At 71.2% G+C, this 18,608-nt stretch carries 19 protein-coding genes; 7 read left to right on the top strand and 12 right to left on the bottom strand.

Annotation, left to right across the window (positions count from 1 at the left end):
- Positions 1-4 precede the first annotated feature (4 nt).
- The 7 genes from AB0K05_RS30230 to AB0K05_RS30200 form a co-directional block, all read right to left on the bottom strand.
- Positions 5-1,078 carry an SPFH domain-containing protein gene (locus AB0K05_RS30230; protein WP_148035091.1) on the bottom strand — a complete coding sequence of 358 codons (1,074 nt, stop codon included), beginning with the start codon at positions 1,076-1,078 and terminating at the stop codon, positions 5-7.
- A 3-nt stretch (positions 1,079-1,081) separates the two neighbouring features.
- Positions 1,082-1,516: an NfeD family protein gene (locus AB0K05_RS30225; protein ID WP_148035090.1), complete on the bottom strand. Its 435-nt coding sequence runs from the start codon at positions 1,514-1,516 to the stop codon at positions 1,082-1,084.
- A 77-nt stretch (positions 1,517-1,593) separates the two neighbouring features.
- Positions 1,594-2,739: an Ig-like domain-containing protein gene (locus AB0K05_RS30220; protein ID WP_364233613.1), complete on the bottom strand. Its 1,146-nt coding sequence runs from the start codon at positions 2,737-2,739 to the stop codon at positions 1,594-1,596.
- Between the two features lie 73 nt (positions 2,740-2,812).
- On the bottom strand, positions 2,813-3,916 hold the full coding sequence (gene fahA, locus AB0K05_RS30215) for a fumarylacetoacetase (protein ID WP_148035089.1): 1,104 nt from the start codon (positions 3,914-3,916) through the stop codon (positions 2,813-2,815).
- The gene (locus AB0K05_RS30210) at positions 3,913-4,686 is read right to left on the bottom strand and encodes a hypothetical protein (protein WP_219550135.1); all 774 of its coding nucleotides are present in this window, start codon (positions 4,684-4,686) and stop codon (positions 3,913-3,915) included. Before AB0K05_RS30210 ends, fahA begins: the two co-directional genes overlap by 4 nt.
- The gene (locus tag AB0K05_RS30205; RefSeq protein WP_271277492.1) at positions 4,683-5,852 is read right to left on the bottom strand and encodes a homogentisate 1,2-dioxygenase domain-containing protein; all 1,170 of its coding nucleotides are present in this window, start codon (positions 5,850-5,852) and stop codon (positions 4,683-4,685) included. The genes AB0K05_RS30210 and AB0K05_RS30205 overlap by 4 nt, the downstream gene beginning before the upstream one ends.
- Positions 5,853-5,939: 87 nt before the next feature.
- Positions 5,940-6,569: a helix-turn-helix domain-containing protein gene (locus AB0K05_RS30200; protein WP_364233609.1), complete on the bottom strand. Its 630-nt coding sequence runs from the start codon at positions 6,567-6,569 to the stop codon at positions 5,940-5,942.
- 158 nt (positions 6,570-6,727) lie between these two features.
- On the opposite strand from AB0K05_RS30200, the gene AB0K05_RS30195 reads away from it, so the two are divergent.
- Together AB0K05_RS30195 and AB0K05_RS30190 are read left to right on the top strand one after the other, a co-directional pair.
- A complete protein-coding gene (locus tag AB0K05_RS30195) occupies positions 6,728-7,288 on the top strand; it encodes a hypothetical protein (RefSeq protein ID WP_364233607.1) in 561 nt (186 codons plus the stop codon).
- 40 nt (positions 7,289-7,328) lie between these two features.
- Positions 7,329-8,441 carry an FAD-dependent oxidoreductase gene (locus AB0K05_RS30190; protein ID WP_364233605.1) on the top strand — a complete coding sequence of 371 codons (1,113 nt, stop codon included), beginning with the start codon at positions 7,329-7,331 and terminating at the stop codon, positions 8,439-8,441.
- On the opposite strand, the gene AB0K05_RS30185 is transcribed toward AB0K05_RS30190, so the two are convergent.
- The gene (locus AB0K05_RS30185) at positions 8,433-9,680 is read right to left on the bottom strand and encodes an MFS transporter (protein WP_364233730.1); all 1,248 of its coding nucleotides are present in this window, start codon (positions 9,678-9,680) and stop codon (positions 8,433-8,435) included. The two genes, AB0K05_RS30190 and AB0K05_RS30185, sit on opposite strands and share 9 nt — an antisense overlap.
- Before the next feature lie 134 nt (positions 9,681-9,814).
- Between AB0K05_RS30185 and AB0K05_RS30180 the strand changes: the two genes are divergently transcribed.
- Both AB0K05_RS30180 and AB0K05_RS30175 read left to right on the top strand, forming a co-directional pair.
- A complete protein-coding gene (locus tag AB0K05_RS30180) occupies positions 9,815-11,092 on the top strand; it encodes a hypothetical protein (protein WP_364233603.1) in 1,278 nt (425 codons plus the stop codon).
- 234 nt (positions 11,093-11,326) lie between these two features.
- Positions 11,327-11,725, top strand: coding sequence for a hypothetical protein (locus AB0K05_RS30175; RefSeq protein WP_364233601.1), 399 nt, complete (start codon positions 11,327-11,329; stop codon positions 11,723-11,725).
- On the opposite strand, the gene AB0K05_RS30170 is transcribed toward AB0K05_RS30175, so the two are convergent.
- A complete protein-coding gene (locus AB0K05_RS30170) occupies positions 11,685-11,885 on the bottom strand; it encodes an EF-hand domain-containing protein (RefSeq protein WP_364233599.1) in 201 nt (66 codons plus the stop codon). The genes AB0K05_RS30175 and AB0K05_RS30170 overlap by 41 nt on opposite strands.
- Positions 11,886-12,070: 185 nt before the next feature.
- Between AB0K05_RS30170 and AB0K05_RS30165 the strand changes: the two genes are divergently transcribed.
- Positions 12,071-13,729 (top strand): alpha-amylase family protein, encoded by a 1,659-nt coding sequence (locus tag AB0K05_RS30165; protein WP_364233597.1) that lies wholly within the window; start codon positions 12,071-12,073, stop codon positions 13,727-13,729.
- 47 nt (positions 13,730-13,776) lie between these two features.
- Here the strand turns inward: AB0K05_RS30165 and AB0K05_RS30160 are convergent, their stop codons facing one another.
- Positions 13,777-14,379, bottom strand: a complete 603-nt coding sequence (locus tag AB0K05_RS30160; protein ID WP_271276187.1) for a TetR/AcrR family transcriptional regulator — start codon at positions 14,377-14,379, stop codon at positions 13,777-13,779.
- A 68-nt stretch (positions 14,380-14,447) separates the two neighbouring features.
- On the opposite strand from AB0K05_RS30160, the gene AB0K05_RS30155 reads away from it, so the two are divergent.
- Positions 14,448-15,179: an SDR family oxidoreductase gene (locus AB0K05_RS30155; protein ID WP_271276186.1), complete on the top strand. Its 732-nt coding sequence runs from the start codon at positions 14,448-14,450 to the stop codon at positions 15,177-15,179.
- A gap of 1 nt (position 15,180) precedes the next feature.
- Here the strand turns inward: AB0K05_RS30155 and AB0K05_RS30150 are convergent, their stop codons facing one another.
- Positions 15,181-15,921: a cytochrome d ubiquinol oxidase subunit II gene (locus AB0K05_RS30150; RefSeq protein ID WP_271276185.1), complete on the bottom strand. Its 741-nt coding sequence runs from the start codon at positions 15,919-15,921 to the stop codon at positions 15,181-15,183.
- 180 nt (positions 15,922-16,101) lie between these two features.
- On the opposite strand from AB0K05_RS30150, the gene AB0K05_RS30145 reads away from it, so the two are divergent.
- Positions 16,102-17,286, top strand: coding sequence for a transposase (locus AB0K05_RS30145; RefSeq protein ID WP_364233594.1), 1,185 nt, complete (start codon positions 16,102-16,104; stop codon positions 17,284-17,286).
- A gap of 45 nt (positions 17,287-17,331) precedes the next feature.
- Here the strand turns inward: AB0K05_RS30145 and AB0K05_RS30140 are convergent, their stop codons facing one another.
- The gene (locus AB0K05_RS30140; protein WP_219550153.1) at positions 17,332-18,582 is read right to left on the bottom strand and encodes a cytochrome ubiquinol oxidase subunit I; all 1,251 of its coding nucleotides are present in this window, start codon (positions 18,580-18,582) and stop codon (positions 17,332-17,334) included.
- Positions 18,583-18,608 lie beyond the last annotated feature (26 nt).

Here is an 18,608-nt window from a genome sequence, read left to right as displayed (position 1 = left end):
AGGGTCAGCGCTCGGCTTCGTCGCGCTGCTTGTCGAGGTCGGGGAACGGGGACGGCTGCCGGGCGCCCTCCATGAGCTGGCGGGGGCCGGTCGGCCGCTCGGCGCTCCGGGCGTCGGCGACCGCCTCCGCCGCGGCCTTCTCGGCGTTGGCGATCTCGGCGTCCATCTCCGACGGCTTCGGGACCTCGCGGGTGGCCGCCGAGGGCGGGAGCGACTCGGTGAAGGCCTTGGAGACGCCCTGCAGGGCCGAGGTGACCTCGCTGGGGATCACCCAGAACGTGTTGCCCTCGCCCTGGGCGAGCTGCGGCAGGACCTGGAGGTACTGGTAGGCGAGCAGCTTCGGGTCGGGGTCGTTGCGGTGGACCGCCTGGAACACCTGGTCGATGGCCCTCGACTGACCCTCGGCCTCCAGGATGGCGGCGGAGCGGGTGCCCTCGGCGCGCAGGATGCGGCTCTGCTTCTCGCCTTCGGCGGTGAGGATCTGCGACTGGCGCTGGCCCTCGGCGGTGAGGATCGCCGCGCGCTTGTCACGCTCGGCCCGCATCTGCTTCTCCATCGCGTCCTTGATGGTCTTGGGCGGGTCGATCGCCTTGATCTCCACCCGGTTGACCCTGATGCCCCACTTGCCGGTGGCCTCGTCGAGGACGCCGCGCAGCTGGCTGTTGATGGTGTCGCGGGAGGTGAGCGTGCTCTCCAGGTCCATCGAGCCGACGACGTTACGCAAGGTGGTCACCGTGAGCTGCTCGACCGCCTGGATGTAGTTGGCGATCTCGTAAGCGGCCGCGCGCGGGTCGGTGACCTGGAAGTAGAGCACGGTGTCGATCTCGACGACCAGGTTGTCCTCGGTGATGACCGGCTGCGGGCGGAACGAGACGACCTGCTCACGCAGGTCGATCACCGGGTAGACGCGGTCGATGTACGGGATGACGAAGTTGAGGCCCGGCTTGAGCGTACGGCTGTAGCGGCCGAGCCGCTCGACGTTGCGCGCTCTGGCCTGGGGCACGATGCGCACCGCTTTCAGCACGGTGAACACCGCGAACAGGATGACGAACAGCCCTACCAGCAGCAGCGGATCCATATCTCACTCCCGGGGATATACGAGGGCGGTGGCGCCGTCGATTTCGATGACGTCGACAGTGGCACCGGTCGGGATCACGAGTGTCTCGTCATACGCCCGCGCTGACCACTCCTCACCGGCCAGGCGGATCCGGCCGTCGTGACCCGTCACCTCCGCGAGAACGTACGCGGGCTTGCCGACGAGCGCCTCCACGCCGAACCTGGTCAGCTGCGGCTGGCGGATGTTGTGACGCTTGACGAGGGGCCGGATCACGACCAGCCCGGCCGTCGACGTCAGGGCGAAGACGAGGAACTGCAGCGGAACCGGCAGGCCGACGGCCGCGGCTCCGGCGGTCAACAGGGAGGCGACACCGAGGAGGCCGAGCGCGGCAGTGAGCGTGAAGATCTCGGCAAGACCGAGGACGACTGCGAGAATTACCCAGATGATCCATTCATCCATACTCCGGCCCTCCTATAGGAATAACGGGACCGCCGGCGCCATCGTTCCCTCTCACCACCGTAATCCGGGATTTCCGCTTACGGCAGAGGCCCGGGTGCGAGAAGAGCGCTGCCGGCGCGCCATTTCTCCCAGGAGAGCTGCCAGAACCCCCATCCGTTGTCCCATTCGAGCTCGCGGTCGGTGCCCGTGATCACGACGGGGTCGCCGCGGAGGGAATGGGCGTAGAACCAGGCGGCCTGGTCGGGGCGGGCGTTGACGCAGCCGTGGCTGACGTTGCGGCGGCCCTGGGCCCACACGTTGTCCTTGGCGTGCACGTACTCGCCGCTGTCGGAGATGCGGACGGCGTGGTCGATCATCACGTCGTAGTAGCCGGGGTCGCCCTCGTCGCGGCCGGGGGAGATCATGCGGACCGGGTGGCCCTTGTCCATGGTCAGGTGGACGCCGCTGGTCGTGGTGTATTCGCGGGTGGTGGCCATGCCGGCGCTGATCGCCATGTGGCGCACGGCGCGGCCGTCGCGGCGGACGACCATGCGGTGGGTCCGGGCGTCGATCTCGGTGGCCTGGTGGCGGCCCACGGTGAAGGCGAACGTCCGGTCGGCGGTGCCGTGGAGGCCGGGGGCTGCCCGGACGCCGGCCAGATGGGCGGTGACCGTGACGAGCTGCCCGGCGGGCCAGAACCGCCGGGTGCGGTAGACCGCCCGGGTGTCGCCGATCCACCGCCAGGCGCCCTCGACCGGCCGTCCGGCCGTGACCTCCAGAGCGCGCTCCACCGCGGCCTTGTCGCGTACGGGGGAGCCGAAGTCGAGGATGACCGGCATGCCGACGCCCACGGTCTCGCCGGGGAGCGGCGCGGTGGCGGTGAGCTGGAGCGCGCGTCCGGCGGGGCGGGTGCGGAAGCGGCCTGAGGCGACGGTGCGGCCCGCCGCGGTCACGGTGACCGCGTATTCGGCGCCGGGCTTCAGCGTCCAGCGGGAGCGCCAGGTGGTGCCCGCCGCGTCGAGGTCGCCGCGTACCGGGACACCGCCGGAGTGGGCGACGACCCGCTGGAGCGGGCCGCCCTGGGCGCGCACCACGAGCCCCTGGTCGGGACGGGCGCGCGCGGCGCCGAGCGGCGGGGAGACCTGCACCACGGTCGGGGGCGGAGGCTCCGCCCGCACGGCCCCGCAGCCGCCCGCGAGGAGGAGGAAGGCGGCCAGGCGGATCGTCGCGGCACGCCGCAGCATGTCACTCCTGATGTTCCTGGGGAAGGGTTCCCCAAGATTAGCGAGGAGTCACGACGTAAGCACGCCGAGTCACTTAACCGACTTTTCCGTAGACCTCCCCGAGGCTGACGTCACCCGCCGTCGCGCGGATCGTCACCGCGTCCCCGTCCTGCAGGAACGTCCTGGTCTCGCCGCTGCGCAGCTTGACGGGGTCGGTCCCGTTCCAGGTGAGCTCGATGAGCGAGCCGCGCTCCTCGCGCGCCTCCCCGGAGACGGTGCCGCTCGCGAACAGGTCGCCGGTGCGCAGCGAGGCGCCGTTCACGGTGAGGTGGGCGAGCATCTGGTCCGGCGTCCAGTACATGTCCCGGTACGGCGGACGGGAGATCACCTCACCGTTGAGCTCGACCTCCAGCGTGATGTCGAGCCCCCAGTCGTCCTTCCTGCGCAGGTAGTCGATCGGCTCCGGGTCCTGCGTCCGCCCCGGCACCCTGGGCAGCGCCTCCAGCGGCGTCACCCAGGGCGAGATCGAGGTCGCGAACGACTTGCCCAGGAACGGCCCGAGCGGCACGTACTCGAACGCCTGGATGTCGCGCGCGCTCCAGTCGTTGACCAGCGTCACCCCGAACACGTGGTCCTCGAAGGCCCCGGCCGGTGAGCCCAGCTCGGACGGCACGCCCACCACGAACCCCAGCTCGGCCTCGACGTCGAGCTTGGCCGTCGGCCCGTACACCCCCGCCCGGAGCTGCCCGTGCGGGCGCCGGACCGGCGTGCCGGACGGCACGACCGTGCCGGCCCTGCCGTGGTAGCCGACCGGCAGGTGGCGCCAGTTCGGCTTGAGCGGCTCGGCGTCGGGCCGGAAGATCCGCCCGACGTTGCTCGCGTGCTCCAGCGAGCAGTAGAAGTCGACGTAGTCGGCCACCTCGAACGGCATGTGCAGCCGCACCTGCTCCAGCGGGACCAGGTGCGGCTCGGTCACCGCGAGGTCGCCGGACAGCTTGTTCCTGATCAGGCGGCGCGTGTCGTGCCAGGCCGAGCGGCCGCGCGCCATGAACGGGTTGAGCGAGGGGGCGGCGAACACCTCGTCGTGCAGCGCCGCTGCCAGGTCGAGCACCCGGTCGCCGTAACGGACGCCGACCCGGGGCGCCTCCCCCTGCCGGGAGAAGACCCCGTAGGGCAGGTTGTCCAGTCCCCAGCTCACTCGTCCTCCTCGATCAGGCCCAGCGCCTTCAGGTCGTCCATCGGCGTGGTCGTGCTGCAGGAGCCGTAGCTGACCAGGAGCTGCCTGGCCCGCTTCGCCGTCTCCTCAGAGATGGCCCGCGCGATGCGCGTGAGCTGGCCCACGTCGGTGATGCGCAGGGTGGGTGCCGGGTCGCGGCCCTCGACGGCCTCGCACACGGCCACCAGCAGGTTGAGGAAGCCGTGCCGGTCGACGCTGAGCGTCGGGTCGAAGTGGCGCACGGCGTGGTGCAGCCCGGCCGTGGCCTTGAACGGGATGTCGGCGGCCACGCAGAACCTGATGAAGGAGGCGAGGTGCTCCACCGGCGGGAACGCCTCGGCCCGGGCGCCGCCGCAGCGCACCTTCAGGCCCACGCCCTCGGGCACGTCGGGGACGAACTTCCCCGGCGGCACCTCGACGAACAGCCGCACCCCGCCGGGGAGCGCGCGGAGCAGCTCGCGGGCCAGCTCCTCCACCCCACGCTCGGGCGGCAGCTCGGCCTCCGCGATGTCGACGGGCAGGCCGGTCAGGTCCGGCAGCTCCGGGGTGTCGAGGATCAGCCCGACCCACCGCGGCCGGAACTGCTCGGCGCGCAGCCGGCCGAGCCTGCTGGCCGGGCAGAGGAAGCGGTGGGTCAGCACCCGGCTGCCCCGCTCCTGGTTGCGCCGGTGGCGGTCCAGCGCGTCGGACATGTGCAGTGACGTCGGCGGGAACAGGCCCGCGTCGTCGATCAGAGCGGTGTAGAGCGTCATCGTGACCAAGTCCAGGCGTATCCGGGGTCCTCGCAGGCGAGCGCGCCCTGCCCGAGGTCGAGCGGGCGGAAGGTGTCGACCATCACCGCCTTCTCGCTGGTGGTGGTGACGCCCTTGGCGACGGCGTCGATCACCGCCTCGACCGCGCCGGGCTGCGGCCCGTGCGTGAAGCCGGCCGGGTGCAGCGAGATCGAGCCCACGTCGATGCCCGACCCCTTCCGCGCCGAGTAGTCGCCGCCTACGTAGAACATGAACTCGTCGGAGTCGACGTTGTGGTGGTTGTACGGGATCGGCACCGACTCCGGGTGGAAGTCGAGCGGCCGCGGGCAGAACGAGCAGATCACGAAGCCGGGCCCCTCGAACGTCTGGTGGACGGGCGGGGGCGCGTGCGTCCTCTTCACGATCGGCTCGAAGTCGTCGATGTTGAACGCGTACGGATAGAGGTAGCCGTCCCAGCCGACCACGTCGAACGGGTGGTGGCGGTAGACCAGCCGGGTCAGCCCGCCCCTGGTGCGCACCAGCACCGGCACCTCCTCGCCCTCGGCGAGCAGCGGCTCGGCGGGCGCCCGCAGGTCGCGCTCGCAGTAGGGGGCGTGCTCCAGGAACTGCCCGTACTGCGACAGGTAGCGCTTGGGCGGCCTGATGTGCCCGGACGCCTCCACGGCCAGCACGCTGACCCGCCCCACCGGCACCCAGCGGTGGATGGTGCCCGTCGGGATGACCACGTAGTCGCCGATGCCGGCCTCGATCACGCCGTACGTGGACTCGAAGCGGGCCGTGCCCTCCTGGACGTACACGCACTCGTCGCCCATCGAGTTGCGGTAGAGCTCGCTGGGCCGGTCGCTGGTGGCGTACGACAACCGGACGTCGCCGTTGCCCGCCAGCAGGATCCGCCCGGACACCAGGTCGCCCGCGCTGGAGAGCTGCGTGGTGCGGAAGTGGCGCGGCGACAGCGGCAGGTTGGGCTCCAGGCGCGTGTCGGCCGTGGGCGCGACGGCCTCGGCCTTGACGATCGCGGTCGGCAGGTGGCGGTGGTACAGCAGCGACGAGTCGGACGAGAATCCCTCCTCGCCCATCAGCTCCTCGGCGTACAGACCGCCGTCGGGCCGCCTGAACTGCACATGGCGCTTGCGGGGCACCTCGCCCACGGCGCGGTAGTACGGCATCCGCCCCTCCCCATGTCGTCCGACTATCGGACGTATGTGTCCTCTATGCGTGACAACCGTCCGTCATCCCCGGACGGATGTCAACCGTCACCCCAGGGCGGCGGCAAGCTCGGCGGCGGCCTCGACGACGCGAGGTCCGGTGGACTCCGCGAGCGGCCCGAACGTGACCACCCCGACCGAGGCCTCCAACCAGGGCAGCCCCAGGACGGGCGCCGCCACCCCCCGGGCTCCCTCCTCCAACTGCCCCTCGGTCACCAGATATGCGGACCCGCCCTCGCGACCTGCCAGGATCGCCCGCCCGGCCGCGCCTTTCGCCAGCGGATGGCGGGCGCCCTCCCGGTAGGCCACGTGCATGTCCGTCCACGACGGCTCGACCACCGCCACGGCCAGCGCGTCGTCGCCCTCGGCCACGGTGAGGTGCGCGGTCGCGCCCACCTGCTCGGCCAGCCGCCGCAGCGTCGGCAGGGCCGCCGCGCGCAGCAGCGGCTGCACGGCCCGCGCCAGTGCGAGCAGCCCGAACCCCAGATGCACCCGGCCCTCGTCGTCGCGGCGCACGAACCCCTCGTTGAGCAGGGTCGTCAGCAGCCGGTACACCACCGGGCGGCTCAACGACAGCTCCGCGCTCAGTTCGGTCGGGGTCCGCCCGCCCTTCCCGTCGGAAAGCAGCCTGAGCAGGCGGAGCCCGCGTTCGAGCGTCTGAGCGGATTCAGCGGCCATGAAGCGATTATCCAGCCACGGTCATGGGGGAGCGGTGACTGTATGCGGTGAAAAGGGTACGTAGGGGAACAGAACACCGGGGGGTAAGGATGCGGCAAACGTGGATACTCCTGGTTGCCGGGCTGGCCATGTGCGCTTTCCTTCCCGCGCTTCCTTCCGTGGGATCACGGGCGCTCTACGCCACCAGGGCCGCGCCCGCGGCGACCCCGTTCGACCGGCTGGTGGAGGACACCTTCTACCTGACCGTGGGCATCGAGGTCGAGCAGCGCCTGATGCCCGTGGAGAAGGGGGCGCGCATCCGTCCGGGCCCGCGCCTCGCGCCGGGGATCGGGGTGGACGCGACCGGCCGCGTGTACGGCAGGCCCGAGCGGGCCGGCACGTACGCGGCCCAGGTCCAGATCTGCCGCGATCAGGCGTGCGACGAGGAGCGGGTCACGTTCGTCGTGCTGCGCAACGTGCCGTGGGCGCCGGGCGCGCTCACCTTCCCCGGCAGGGCCGGGCAGCGGCTGGACGGGAACATCCAGATCAGGGGCGGGCCCACGGGGGTGCCGCCGACGTTCACCGTGACCCGCCAGGGCGCGCTGCCCCCGGGCGTCACCATCGGCCCGGACGGGCACGTCGGCGGCGTGCCCGCGGAGTCCGGGGTGTCCAGGGTGCCGGTGCGCATCTGCCTGGCGGGCAACTGCGCGGGCGTGGTGGTGACGTTGATCGTCATCTGACCCCTTGATCCGGCGGGGGTCTCCGGGTCACCGTGGTCCCATGAAATCGGTCATCGTGGTCGGATCGGGCATTTGGGGTTCATCGCTGGCGTTGCGGCTGGCCGAAACCGGATGGCGGGTGACGCTGGTCGAGCAGCACCAGGCGGGACACGTACGACAGGCCAGCGCGGGCGAGACCCGGCTGATGCGCTGCTCGCACGGCGGCGAGGAGTGGTACGCGCGCATGGCGTGGCGGGCGCGCGACGGCTGGCGGCGGCTCGGCGAGCGCGCCGGGGAGGAGTTGTACGCGGAAGCAGGCATGCTCTGGTTCGCCCGGACGCCGGACGGGTGGGAGCACGCCAGCGCCCAGGTCCTGAAAAATCTGGATATACCGTGCGAGGTCCTCGACCCGGCCGACGGCGCCCGCTTCTTCCCCGACTACAGCCCCGCCGGCCTCAGCCACCTGCTGTGGGAGCCGCACGCCGGCGTCATCAGAGCACGCCGCGCCACCCAGGTGACCGCCAGGCTGGCCGAGTCCGCCGGCGCCCGGATCGTCCGGGCCCGCGCGACCCCGGCGCCCGGCACCGCCGTCGAGGCCGACGGCGAGGTGCTGACCGCCGACCGGGTGGTGTGGGCGTGCGGCGCCTGGCTGCCCGAGCTGTTCGACGTGCCCGTGACTGTGACCAAGCAGGACACGCTGCACTTCGCGGTCCCCGCCGCGTGGACCGCGCCCGGCACGCCCGCCTGGGTGGACCACGCCGCCGCCGCTTACGGCCACGGTGACGTGGACGGCGTGGGCATGAAGGCCACCTCCGACGTCGAAGGCCGCCCGTACGAGCCCGAGCACGGCGAGCGCGCCGTGGACGAGGCCAGCGTCGCGCGCGCCCGGTCCTACCTGGCGCGGCGGTTCCCGTCGCTGGCTTCGGCGCCGGTGCTGTTCAGCCAGGTCTGCCAGTACGCGCTCACTCCCGACGCCGAGTGGATCATCGCCGAGACCGAGCCCGGCGTGTGGCTGCTCGGCGGCGACTCCGGCCACGGCTTCAAGCACGCCCCGGCGCTGGCCGAGTACGTGGCGGGGATCCTCGACGGCGAGTACGGGCCGGAGCCGAGGTTCGGGCTGCACGAGCGGGCACCGGCACGCGGGCTGCGGACCAGCGGGCGGGCCTCAGCTTGAGACGGCCTCCAGACGCGCCGGGGCGCGGAGGTTGCGCACGCCGGGGGAGAGCAGCGCCGCGCAGGTGGACAGCACCACCAGGCCGCCGCACGCCAGCAGCGCGTTCTGCACGCCCATCAGCGCCGCCGCCGGCGCCGCCAGCATGAGCCCGATCGGGCCGAACATCAGCGAGCCGAGCGCGTCGTACGAGCTCACCCGCGACAGCGACTCCGGCGGGACCTCCCGCTGCATGGTCGTCATCCACAGCACGCCGAACACGTCGAAACAGACGCCCAGCACGAACGCGCCCAATACCGTCACCCACAGCGGCGAACCCGTCCCCAGCAGGAAGTACGGCAGCGCCGCCGGCAGGCAGAGCAGCGTGCCGACCAGGATCGGCCGGCGCGGCCGCACCCGCAGCGACACCACCACGCCCGCGATCGTGCCGATCGCCTCGCCGGCCAGGAACGCCGACCACGCCGCCGGGCCGCCCAGGCTCTCCTTGGCCAGCAGCGGCCCGAGCACCCCGTGACCGGCCTGGATCGCCATCACCAGGATCGAGAACTGGGCGACCACCACCCAGATCCACTGCCGGGAGCTGAACTCGCGCCAGCCCTCGCGCAGATCCTTCAGCACCGAATGCCGCTCCCCGCGCTCGCGCACCAGAGGAGTGGGCCGCACCAGCGAGATCAGCACCCCCGCGGTGGCGAACAGGGCGCCGCTGACCGCCAGCGCCCACCCGCCGCCGACGAGCACCACCGTGGCACCGCCGAGCACCGCGCCGCCCATCCTGGCGACGTTCGCGCCCAGGCCGAGCAGCGCGTTGCCGGCCTGCAGCCGCTCGGCCGGCACGACCTCGGGGATGATCCCGGTCAGCGCGGGATAGAGCGCGGCGACGGCTATCCCGCTGAAGGCGGCCGCGGCGACCAGGCCGACCAGGGGGGTCCAGCCGGACAGCAGCATCGCGCCCAGGGTGAAGAAGGCCAAGGCGTTGGCCCACTCGCCGAACTGCATCACCCGCTGCCGCGGGAACCGGTCGGCCAGCACCCCGGCGAACAGCATGAACAGCACCATCGGCAGCGCCTCCGCGGTCAGCACCACCGACAGCGTCGTGGCGGTGGCGCCGGGCAGGTCGAGGATGCCGAAAGCGAGGGCCACCGGGGCGAACGCGGCGCCGAGCATCGAGATGGTCCGGGCCGCGAAGAGCAGGGCGAAGCGCCTGTCCCGGAACAGCCCGAGATCGCCGAGGATTTCACGCACGCTCAAGTGTGACGGGTACGAAGCGATGGTGTCGTCCCATTTTCCACACGCCCGGACACAGGCGGTAGAGATCGACCGTTGATACCGATATCGTGCGAGATGCCAGCCGATCACTCTCCGGAAGTCAAGGTGCCATGCGACTGCGGCAGCTCTTCGTCATCGGTCTCGCGCTCTCCCTCCTCGGCATCGGCGTCCCGGCGTGGTCACAGGACGATCCGCGCAGCTGCAACGACCTCATGGCGGAGGACACCCCCGCGTACGTCGTCTGCCGCTGGATGGCCACCCCCGAGGAAGCCGCCGAGATCGCCCGCTTCTGGCTTGACAACGACGGTCAGAACATGCGCGACACCGGCCCGATGGACCCGATCGTCATCGACTGCACCGAGAGCGACTGCCCCACCGACTCGGAAGGCGACGGTCAGTCGCACGACGTCGGCAGTCCCGACGTCGAGGGCGCCGAGGACGGCGGGCAGCCCGAGTGCCCGACCGCCGAGCCCTGCTTCGTCGACCCCGACGAGGTCACCGGCGCCGCCGTGAAGAAGGCCGCCGAGACCCCCGCCGGCCAGGCCGTCAAGACCTCGGCCACGAGCGGCATGCGCGTCTGGATCGACGCCGAGCTGGCCGACGACCACCAGGCCGGCAACCTCGCCGAGGCCGCCAAGAAGGTCGCCGCCCTGGCCGCCCAGCCCGGCGTCGCGGGCATCCGCTTCAGCTCCGGCCTCGGCTACGACCGGACGTTCGCCACGGCCGACGAGCTGGACACGTTCGTCGCCTCGGCCTCCGCCGCGCTCCGCAAGCTCGCCCCCGGCAAGAAGCTCGCCGTCCACACCGCGGTGCCCGTCTTCGGCTGCGGCGCCGTCGCCGAGTGCACCGAGGCCCTCGCCAAGAAGCACCCGCTGCTCGACCCCGACCGCATCGGCGCCTGGCTCGCCAAGGGCCTCGTCGACCAGCTCTCCCTCGACGGCGGCCACCTCGCCACCGAGTACGCCACGTGGCGGATCGACGCCGCCACCGCCCAGCGCAACCAGTGGATCCAGGTCCGCGCCCGCGCCTGGGACGCCTACGCGCACATCGCCGCCGAGGACACCGGCTTCGCCGCCCCCGGCGGTTCCCGGCTGACCACCGAGCAGGCCACCCAGACCATCACCGACCGCATCGCCGCCCCGCTCCAGGACGCCGCCGCCGGCACCATCACCCTCTGGACCCGCTGGCAGGACGCCCAGGGCCAGGTCAGCCGCGTGTACGGAGAGAAGTGGGCGGCCAACCCCACCTGGGACCAGCTCAAGAAGCTCACCTCCATCCGCCCCCGCCTCGCCACCCTGTACGACCCGGCGACCCCGGAGGTGGACGTGGCCACAGACCTCCGCAACCTGTCCGAAGTCTTCGGCCAGCTCTACATCCGCACCGTTTAGCCCTCGGTCTTCGCCGGCACGCCAACAGCGCGGTCTTCCCCCGCCAGGGCGCTGCGCGCCCGAGAGCTCAGGCTGTGACTGTGGGGGCACACCCCCACACCCCCGGCGAGGGGGCCGGCCCCCTCGCGCTCCCCCCCGGGGATGGGCCGTCTGGACTCCGTGAAGGCATCTGGAATCGATCAAGACCACAGGCGGACCCTTCGCGTCACTGGCTGACATCAAGCCAAGATCCGGGTGGCCTTCTCCAGCCCTTCTTTCGACTTCTGGCTGTACCTGCACTACGGGATGTACGACGTGCCGCAGAGCGGGTGCAACGATCACGTCCACCGGTTACTCGCGCAGCGCCCGGCTTTCGCCGGCTTCGGCGGGAAGGACAAGAGGATCACCCGGTCGCGGGCAGAGGACCTGCTGCCCCGCGTCGGAAAGGCTTATGCCAACGCGCGGAATCTGGGCATGCGCTGCGCATCCGGCGCGTGCGCTCACCCGGGCGGGGCCGAACCCGGTTGTGATCTCCTCGATCAGGACCCGTCCAGCGGTATGTGGCGGCTTCTCGAGAGTCCGGGAGTCTCGGCCCGTTTCGCCCGCGACGAGCCTACGGCTTCAGGAAGGCGCCGAACTCGTTCAGGTCGATGAGGCCGTCGCCGTCCTGGTCCAGGCGTCGCACGCCTGCCTGGGCGGCTTCCAGGGTCACCGGCTGGCCGAGGATCTCCATCAGGCGGACGAGCTCCTCGGCCGAGATGCGGCCGTCCTTGTCCGTGTCGATGAGGTCGAAGGTGATCGCGTGGTCGCTCATGATGGGCATCCTCCGGGAGATCCGTTTCGGGTCAGACTTTAGTGGCGGTTTGTCGTAGTGCGTGGATGAATGCCGCTAACCGGCAGTCGACGTCTGCGGATGCCCGGCAGAGGCGCGGTCATGCCTGCCGATCCCCGATCTCCCAGACTCGTTCTTTGCCGGAATTTGGGGGTAGCCCGACCCGCATGCGTATGACGTACACGAGCGACCTCTGGTGGAAGAACGCCGTCGTCTACTGCCTCGACGTGGAGACCTTCAAGGACGGGGACGGCGACGGGATCGGCGACTTCCGAGGGCTCACCCAGGAGATCGACTATCTGGCCGACCTCGGGGTCACCTGCCTGTGGCTGATGCCGTTCTACCCCACGGCCAACCGGGACGACGGGTACGACGTCACCGACTTCTACAGTGTCGACCCGAGGCTCGGCACGCTCGGCGACTTCGTGGAGTTCATGCGCACCGCGCACGACCGGGGCATGCGGGTCATCGCCGACCTGGTCGTGAACCACACCTCCGACTGGCACCCGTGGTTCCTGGAGGCGCGCAAGGGCAAGGACGCGCCGATGCGCGACTGGTTCGTCTGGAAGGACGAGCCGGGACCGGAGCCGGAGCAGGTGGTCTTCCCTGACCAGGAGGACAGCGTCTGGGAGCGCGACGACCGCTCCGGCCAGTACTACCTGCACAGCTTCTACAAGCACCAGCCGGATCTGAACATGGGCAACCCGGAGGTGCGTGACGAGATCTCCCGCATCCTCGGGTTCTGGATGGAGCTGGGGCTGGCCGGGTTCCGGGTGGACGCGGTGCCGTTCCTGATCGAGAACGTCTCGCCGCAACTGGGGGAGCCGCACGAGGTCCTGGCCGGCCTGCGCGCGTTCATGACCCGCCGCAAGGGCAACTCGGTGCTGCTCGGCGAGGTGAACCTGCCGTACAAGGAGCTGGTCAGCTACTTCGGCGACGGGCTGGGCGACGAGCTCACCATGTGCTTCGACTTCACCGTCATGCAGCGGGCCTGGCTGGCGCTGGCCCGCCGGGAGGCGGCGCCGCTCGTGGCCGCGCTGCGCGAACGGCCGGACGCGCCTAAGGACGCCCAGTGGGCGACGTTCCTGCGCAACCACGACGAGCTGACGCTGGACCAGCTCAGCGACGAGGAGCGGCAGGAGGTGTTCCGGGCGTTCGGGCCTGAGGAGCGCATGCAGATCTTCGGCCGCGGCCTGCGCCGGCGGATGCCGGGCATGTTCGACGGCGACCTGCGCCGGATGAAGCTGGCCTACAGCCTGATGTTCTCGCTGCCCGGCACGCCGGTGATCTTCTACGGCGAGGAGATCGGGCTGGGCGAGAACCTGGACGTCGAGGGCCGGATGGCGGTGCGCACCCCCATGCAGTGGTCGAAGGACGGCGGCTTCAGCCCGGCCGAGCCGGTGCGTCCGATGCCCGGCGGGCGGTTCGGGCCCGAGCACGTCAACGTCGAGGACCAGAAGCGCGACACCGATTCGCTGCTGCGCTGGTTCCAGCTGCTCATCGAACGCTACCGGGAGTGCCCGGAGCTGGCCTGGGGCGAGTACGAACCGCTGGACGCCGGGCATCCCGCCGTCCACGCGCACCGCAGCGACGCCGACGGCGCCACGGTCGTGGCCGTGCACAACCTGGGCGACGAGGCGGTGGAGGCCGAGGTGGAGCTCGACGGGCTGGCCGGCTCCCTGCTGACCGACCTGCTGGTGGACGGCACCGTCGAGGTTCCGGAGTCGGGCCCGGTGCGGCTGCCGCTCGATCCGTACGGGACGCGCTGGCTGCGCGTGTCAGCCCGGAAGAAGCCCGCCGAGGACGCCTCCATCAAGGCCCACTGACCGCGACCCCGGGGCCGGAAACGTCCGCGCAGATCGCGCGGGTCCGGTCAGGGGTGGGGCGGGGTGGTCGCAGGCCAGGCGCGCATCGCCAGGGCGGCGGTGCGTTCCAGCTCGTCGCGGCTCGCACCGTCGCGGGCCTGGGTGGACATCCCCTGGATGACCGCCGCGTAGTAGGCGGCCAGCGCCGCCGCGTCGGCGGACGGAGGAAGCAGGCCGGCCGTCACGTCGCGCTCGATGCGCTCCCTGAGCGCGGCCTTGGCCGCCTCCCGCTTGAGCCTCAGCCCCTCCTCGACCTCCGACGACTCCGGCCCGCAGTTCACCGCGGCCGAGATGATCATGCAGCCGTGCGGGTGGCCGGGGTCGGTGTACTCGTCCGCGGCCTCGTAAAGGATGCGCTCGATGGCCTCGCGGGCCGTCGGCTCCTCGGCGAGCGCACGGGCGGTGAAGGCGCCGTAGCTCTCCTGGTAGCGCCGGAGCGCCTCCTCGAACAGCCGCCGCTTGTCGCCGAAGGCCGCGTACAGGCTGGGCGGTCGGATGTCCATCACCGCGGTCAGCTCGGCGATGGAGGTCGCCTCGTAGCCGTGGCGCCAGAACGCGCGCAGCGCCCGGTCGAGTGCTTCGTCGCGGTCGAAGGCTCGCTGTCTCGCCATGGACCCATTCTATAGCGATCGCTATGTTATTTTTCCTGTAGCGATCACTAAAGAAAGGGAAGTTCATCATGAGGACCGCTCTGGTGACAGGCGCGAGCAGGGGGATCGGCCGCGCGGCGGCGCTGCGGCTGGCCCGCGACGGGTTCCGCGTCGGGGTGCACTACGGGGTGAACGGCGCCGCGGCCGAGGACGTCGTCCGGCTGATCGAGACGGGCGGCGGCAGCGCGTTCGCGCTCCGGGCCGACCTGGGCGACACGGCCGAGGTGGAGTCCCTGGCCGCCCAGCTCCGGCAAGAGACCGACCGGCTGGACGTGCTGGTGAACAACGCGGCCATCGGTACGTCCGTACCGATGGAGCAGGAGACGGTGGAGGCGTTCGACCGGATCTTCGCGGTGAACGTGCGAGGCCTGTTCTTCCTCACCAAGCGCCTGCTGCCGCTCATCCCGAACGGCGGCCGGATCGTCAACGTCACCTCGGGCGTGACGCGTATCGCCTTCCCCCAGGCGATCGCGTACGCCATGACCAAGGGTGCAGTGCAGACGTTCACGCTCGCGCTGGCCAAGGAGGTCGGCCCGCGCGGGATCACGGTCAACAACGTCGCCCCCGGCATCATCGACACCGACGTGAACGCGGGCTGGTTGCGTACCCCCGAAGGAGAGGCGTACGCGACGAGCGTGCACGCGGTCAACCGGATCGGCCACGTCGACGAGATCGCCGACGTGATCGCCTTCGCCGCCTCCCCCGGGGCGAGCTTCATGACCGGCAGTACCCTCGACGCCACCGGCGGCGGCAACCTGTAGGTCAAAGGTAGGAGGGGCCGGTGACGCGGTGCCGGAACGTCCACCACACCCAGGCCTGGGCCGCCACCATCAGCGGCATCATGGCCAGGACGACCGGCCCCAGCACCGCCCCCGACGTGCCGGGCTCCAGCGGCAGCCGGAGCCCGGCCAGCACGCCCACCACCATCAGGGCCGCCGCCGTCAGCGCGTAGGTGCGGCCCTCGCCGGCGCCGCCCGACAGCACCGCCGCGCGCCGCCGCAACTCGCCCCGCAGCCGGAGCGCGGCGAACGCCAGCCCGTGCGTGCCGAACAGCGCGGCCAGCACCGCCACCGGCAGCAGCGCGAGCGGCCCGGTCATGCCGAGCAGCACGTGGCCGAGCAGCCCGCCCAGGCTCAGCGCCAGCCCCCAGCTGCCGGCCACGATCGCGCCGTCCCACCAGCCCTGCCAGAGCCGGCCGTCGAGCCGCCCACGCAGCCACAACCCGGTGTCCCTGACCACCCAGGACAGCAGCAGCGCCACGATCAGCGGGTAGTTGCCGCTCAGCAGCTCGCCCTCCAGCTCGGGGAAGAGCCCGGCCAGCACGCCGGCGGTGACGACCAGCCACACCTCGTTGCCGAGGAAGAACGGGGCGATGGCGGCGATCGCCTCGCGCCGCTCGGCGGGCGTGCGGCCCAGGTACGGCAGCGCCATGCCGACGCCGATGTCCGCCCCGGCCAGCACCAGATAGCCGAGCGCGAAGAACGCCAGAATGAAGATCTCCATCAGAGCCTCCCGAAGGGACCGGCGCCTTCAGGCGACGAGGGAATCGGGAGCGGGATGACCGCCAGGGCCCGAGCGTGCCCTGACCTGTCAGGTCTGCGCATCAGGGATGTCCTTCCAAGCTTTGTCGGCGGCAGCCGATACCGTGGTGTTGTCGTTACCGAACGTGACAGGAGGTGAGGTGTGCGCAGGTCGTTCAAGTTCCTGCTGCGCCCCACCCGCCACCAGGAGATTGCTCTCACCGCGTGTCTGGAGGACCACCGGCAGCTCTACAACGCCGCCCTGGAGCACCGCCGCACCGCCTACGCCAGGGCGGGCGTGAGCGTCCGGTACGGCGACCAGTCGGCCGAGCTGAAACACATCCGGGGGGATGACACCGGCGGGCAGGGCCGCTGGTCGTTCTCCTCCCAGCAGGCCACCCTGCGACGGCTCGACAAGGCGTTCGGCGCGTTCTTCCGCCGGGTCAAGGCTGGACGCACCCCGGGCTTCCCTCGTTTCAAAGGGCGCGGCCGGTTCGACACCGTCGAGTGGCCGAAGGACGGCGACGGCTGCCGGTGGGACTCCCAGCCCGGACATCCCACCGCCACCTACGTCCGCTTGCAGGGCGTCGGGCACGTCCGTGTCCACCAGCACCGGCCCGTGAAAGGCCGGGTCAAGACCATCAGCGTCAAGCGCGAGGGCTCCCGCTGGTATCTGGTCCTGTCGTGCGACGACGTACCCGCCGAACCTCTGCCCGCCACGGGCGCGATGGCCGGGATCGACATGGGTGTCGCCTCGCTCCTCACCACCTCCGACGGCGGCCAGGTGGCGAACCCGCGTCACCTGGCCGCGACCGCCGGCCGCCTCGCAGACGCGCAGCGCGACCTGGCTCGCAAGAAACGGGGCTCCCGGCGGCGGCGCAAGGCGGTGGCCCGCGTCGCCGCGCTGCACGGCAAAGTCCGCCGTCAGCGCCTCGACCACGCGCACAAGGCCGCGAACGCGCTGGTCCGCGCCTACGACGTGATCGTGCACGAGGACCTGCGGATCGCGAACATGACCCGCAGCGCGTCCGGCACGATCGAGGCTCCCGGCCGGAACGTCGCACAGAAGTCCGGCCTGAACCGGAGCATCCTGGACGCGGGCTGGGGGGTGTTCCTGACGATCCTGTCGCACAAGGCTGAGAGCGCCGGTCGCAAGCTGATCGCGGTGAACCCCGCCGGCACCTCCCGCACGTGCTCGCATTGCGGGCATGTGGCGAAGGAGAACCGCGTCACCCAGGCCGGGTTCGCTTGTACGGCGTGTGGGCATGCCGCGCACGCCGATGTGAACGCGGCGGTCAACATCTTGAGGGCAGGGCTTGCCCTTCGCCAGGTTGCGGAAGCGGCTTAGCGAGAAGCCGCTCCCTTCAGGGAGCGGAGGAGTCACGTTCGCTCCTCAGAACGCCGGGACGGGCTCGGGCTTCTCGGCGGGCCGCGCGCCGAGGCCGACGGCGGCGGGCCCGCGCCGCGCGGTCCTGGCCAGCAGCCAGGAGTTGATCACGGTCAGCGCGGCGAACACCGCGGTGAACGCGATCAGGGAGAAGCGCATCACCCCGTCGCCCACCGGCGACATCGCGTCCTCCGTGGTGAGCAGCCCGTAGACCGCCCACGGCTGCCGCCCCACCTCCCGGAAGACCCAACCCCCGATCATGGCTCCGAACGGCAGCGGGATCGCCGCGATCAGCACCACGTGCCAGGCGCGGAAGCCGTGCACCACCGGCCGGATCAGCATGAGCACGAAGTTCAGCCCCGAAAGGAAGAACATGATCCCGAACAGGATCAGCATGGTCAGCGCCCCGGCCTGCACCCACTCCACGGGCGGCAGGTAGTCGCCGGGCCCGTGCAGCGCCGTCATCTCCGCCTGGACCGCGGCGGCGCGGTCGGCGTCGCCCGTCCAGGCTGCGATCTTGCCCGGCTGCAGCGTGGCGAACCCGACCCCGCCGAACGCGGCCGTCACCATCGTGGCGGGCAGCGCCACGCCCGCCCCGATCCGCAGCGACTTGCGGAAGAAATCCTGCTCAGGGGTACGCCTGAGCAGGTGGTAGGCGCTCACCCCGGCCATGAAGAAGCCGCCGACCATCATCGCCCCGCCCAGGACGTGCCCGAGCGCCACCATCGCCGCCGGGTTGGCCACCATCGCGCCGAAGTCGGTGATGTGCAGTGTGTGGCCGTCTGACCGGTAGCCGACCGGGTTCTGCAGGAACCCGTTGGCCACCAGGATCCAGAACGCGGACGCGTACGCGGTGAGCGCGACGATCCAGATCAGCGCCAGGTGCGCCCAACGGTTCAGCTTGTCCCAGCCGAAGATCCACAGGCCGAGGAACGTCGACTCGATGAAGAAGGCGACCATCGTCTCCAGCGCCAGGGCGGAGCCGAACACGTTCCCCGCGAACTCCGCCAGCCCGCTCCATGCCATGCCGAGCTGGAACTCCATGACGAGCCCGGTGACGATGCCCATCGCGTAGTTGATGATGTAGAGCTGGCCCCAGAACCTGGTCATGCCCACGTGGACCGGGCTGCGGCTGATCGTGGCCCGGGTCTGGATGACGGCCACCAGCGTGACCAGGCCGAGCGTCAGCGCGACGAAGAGGAAGTGCGCGCCCGCGGTCAGGGCGAACTGCAGGCGCGCGAGGTCGACGGTGTCCATAGAGGTCAGGGTCGGGCGACGATCAC

Source organism: Nonomuraea sp. NPDC049486, from assembly GCF_040676925.1.
Classification (GTDB): Bacteria; Actinomycetota; Actinomycetes; order Streptosporangiales; family Streptosporangiaceae; genus Nonomuraea; species Nonomuraea ferruginea.
This window is presented reverse-complemented; position numbering and strand designations above follow the sequence as displayed.

Coding starts and splice junctions, on each gene's coding strand:
- AB0K05_RS30225 (WP_148035090.1), bottom strand. CDS start 1,516: ATGGATGAATGGATCATCTGGGTAATTCTCGCAGTCGTCCTCGGTCTT.
- AB0K05_RS30190 (WP_364233605.1), top strand. CDS start 7,329: ATGAAATCGGTCATCGTGGTCGGATCGGGCATTTGGGGTTCATCGCTG.
- AB0K05_RS30155 (WP_271276186.1), top strand. CDS start 14,448: ATGAGGACCGCTCTGGTGACAGGCGCGAGCAGGGGGATCGGCCGCGCG.
- AB0K05_RS30200 (WP_364233609.1), bottom strand. CDS start 6,569: ATGGCCGCTGAATCCGCTCAGACGCTCGAACGCGGGCTCCGCCTGCTC.
- AB0K05_RS30220 (WP_364233613.1), bottom strand. CDS start 2,739: ATGCTGCGGCGTGCCGCGACGATCCGCCTGGCCGCCTTCCTCCTCCTC.
- AB0K05_RS30140 (WP_219550153.1), bottom strand. CDS start 18,582: ATGGACACCGTCGACCTCGCGCGCCTGCAGTTCGCCCTGACCGCGGGC.
- AB0K05_RS30150 (WP_271276185.1), bottom strand. CDS start 15,921: ATGGAGATCTTCATTCTGGCGTTCTTCGCGCTCGGCTATCTGGTGCTG.
- AB0K05_RS30160 (WP_271276187.1), bottom strand. CDS start 14,379: ATGGCGAGACAGCGAGCCTTCGACCGCGACGAAGCACTCGACCGGGCG.
- AB0K05_RS30165 (WP_364233597.1), top strand. CDS start 12,071: ATGCGTATGACGTACACGAGCGACCTCTGGTGGAAGAACGCCGTCGTC.
- AB0K05_RS30210 (WP_219550135.1), bottom strand. CDS start 4,686: ATGACGCTCTACACCGCTCTGATCGACGACGCGGGCCTGTTCCCGCCG.
- AB0K05_RS30205 (WP_271277492.1), bottom strand. CDS start 5,852: ATGCCGTACTACCGCGCCGTGGGCGAGGTGCCCCGCAAGCGCCATGTG.
- AB0K05_RS30180 (WP_364233603.1), top strand. CDS start 9,815: ATGCGACTGCGGCAGCTCTTCGTCATCGGTCTCGCGCTCTCCCTCCTC.
- AB0K05_RS30170 (WP_364233599.1), bottom strand. CDS start 11,885: ATGAGCGACCACGCGATCACCTTCGACCTCATCGACACGGACAAGGAC.
- AB0K05_RS30230 (WP_148035091.1), bottom strand. CDS start 1,078: ATGGATCCGCTGCTGCTGGTAGGGCTGTTCGTCATCCTGTTCGCGGTG.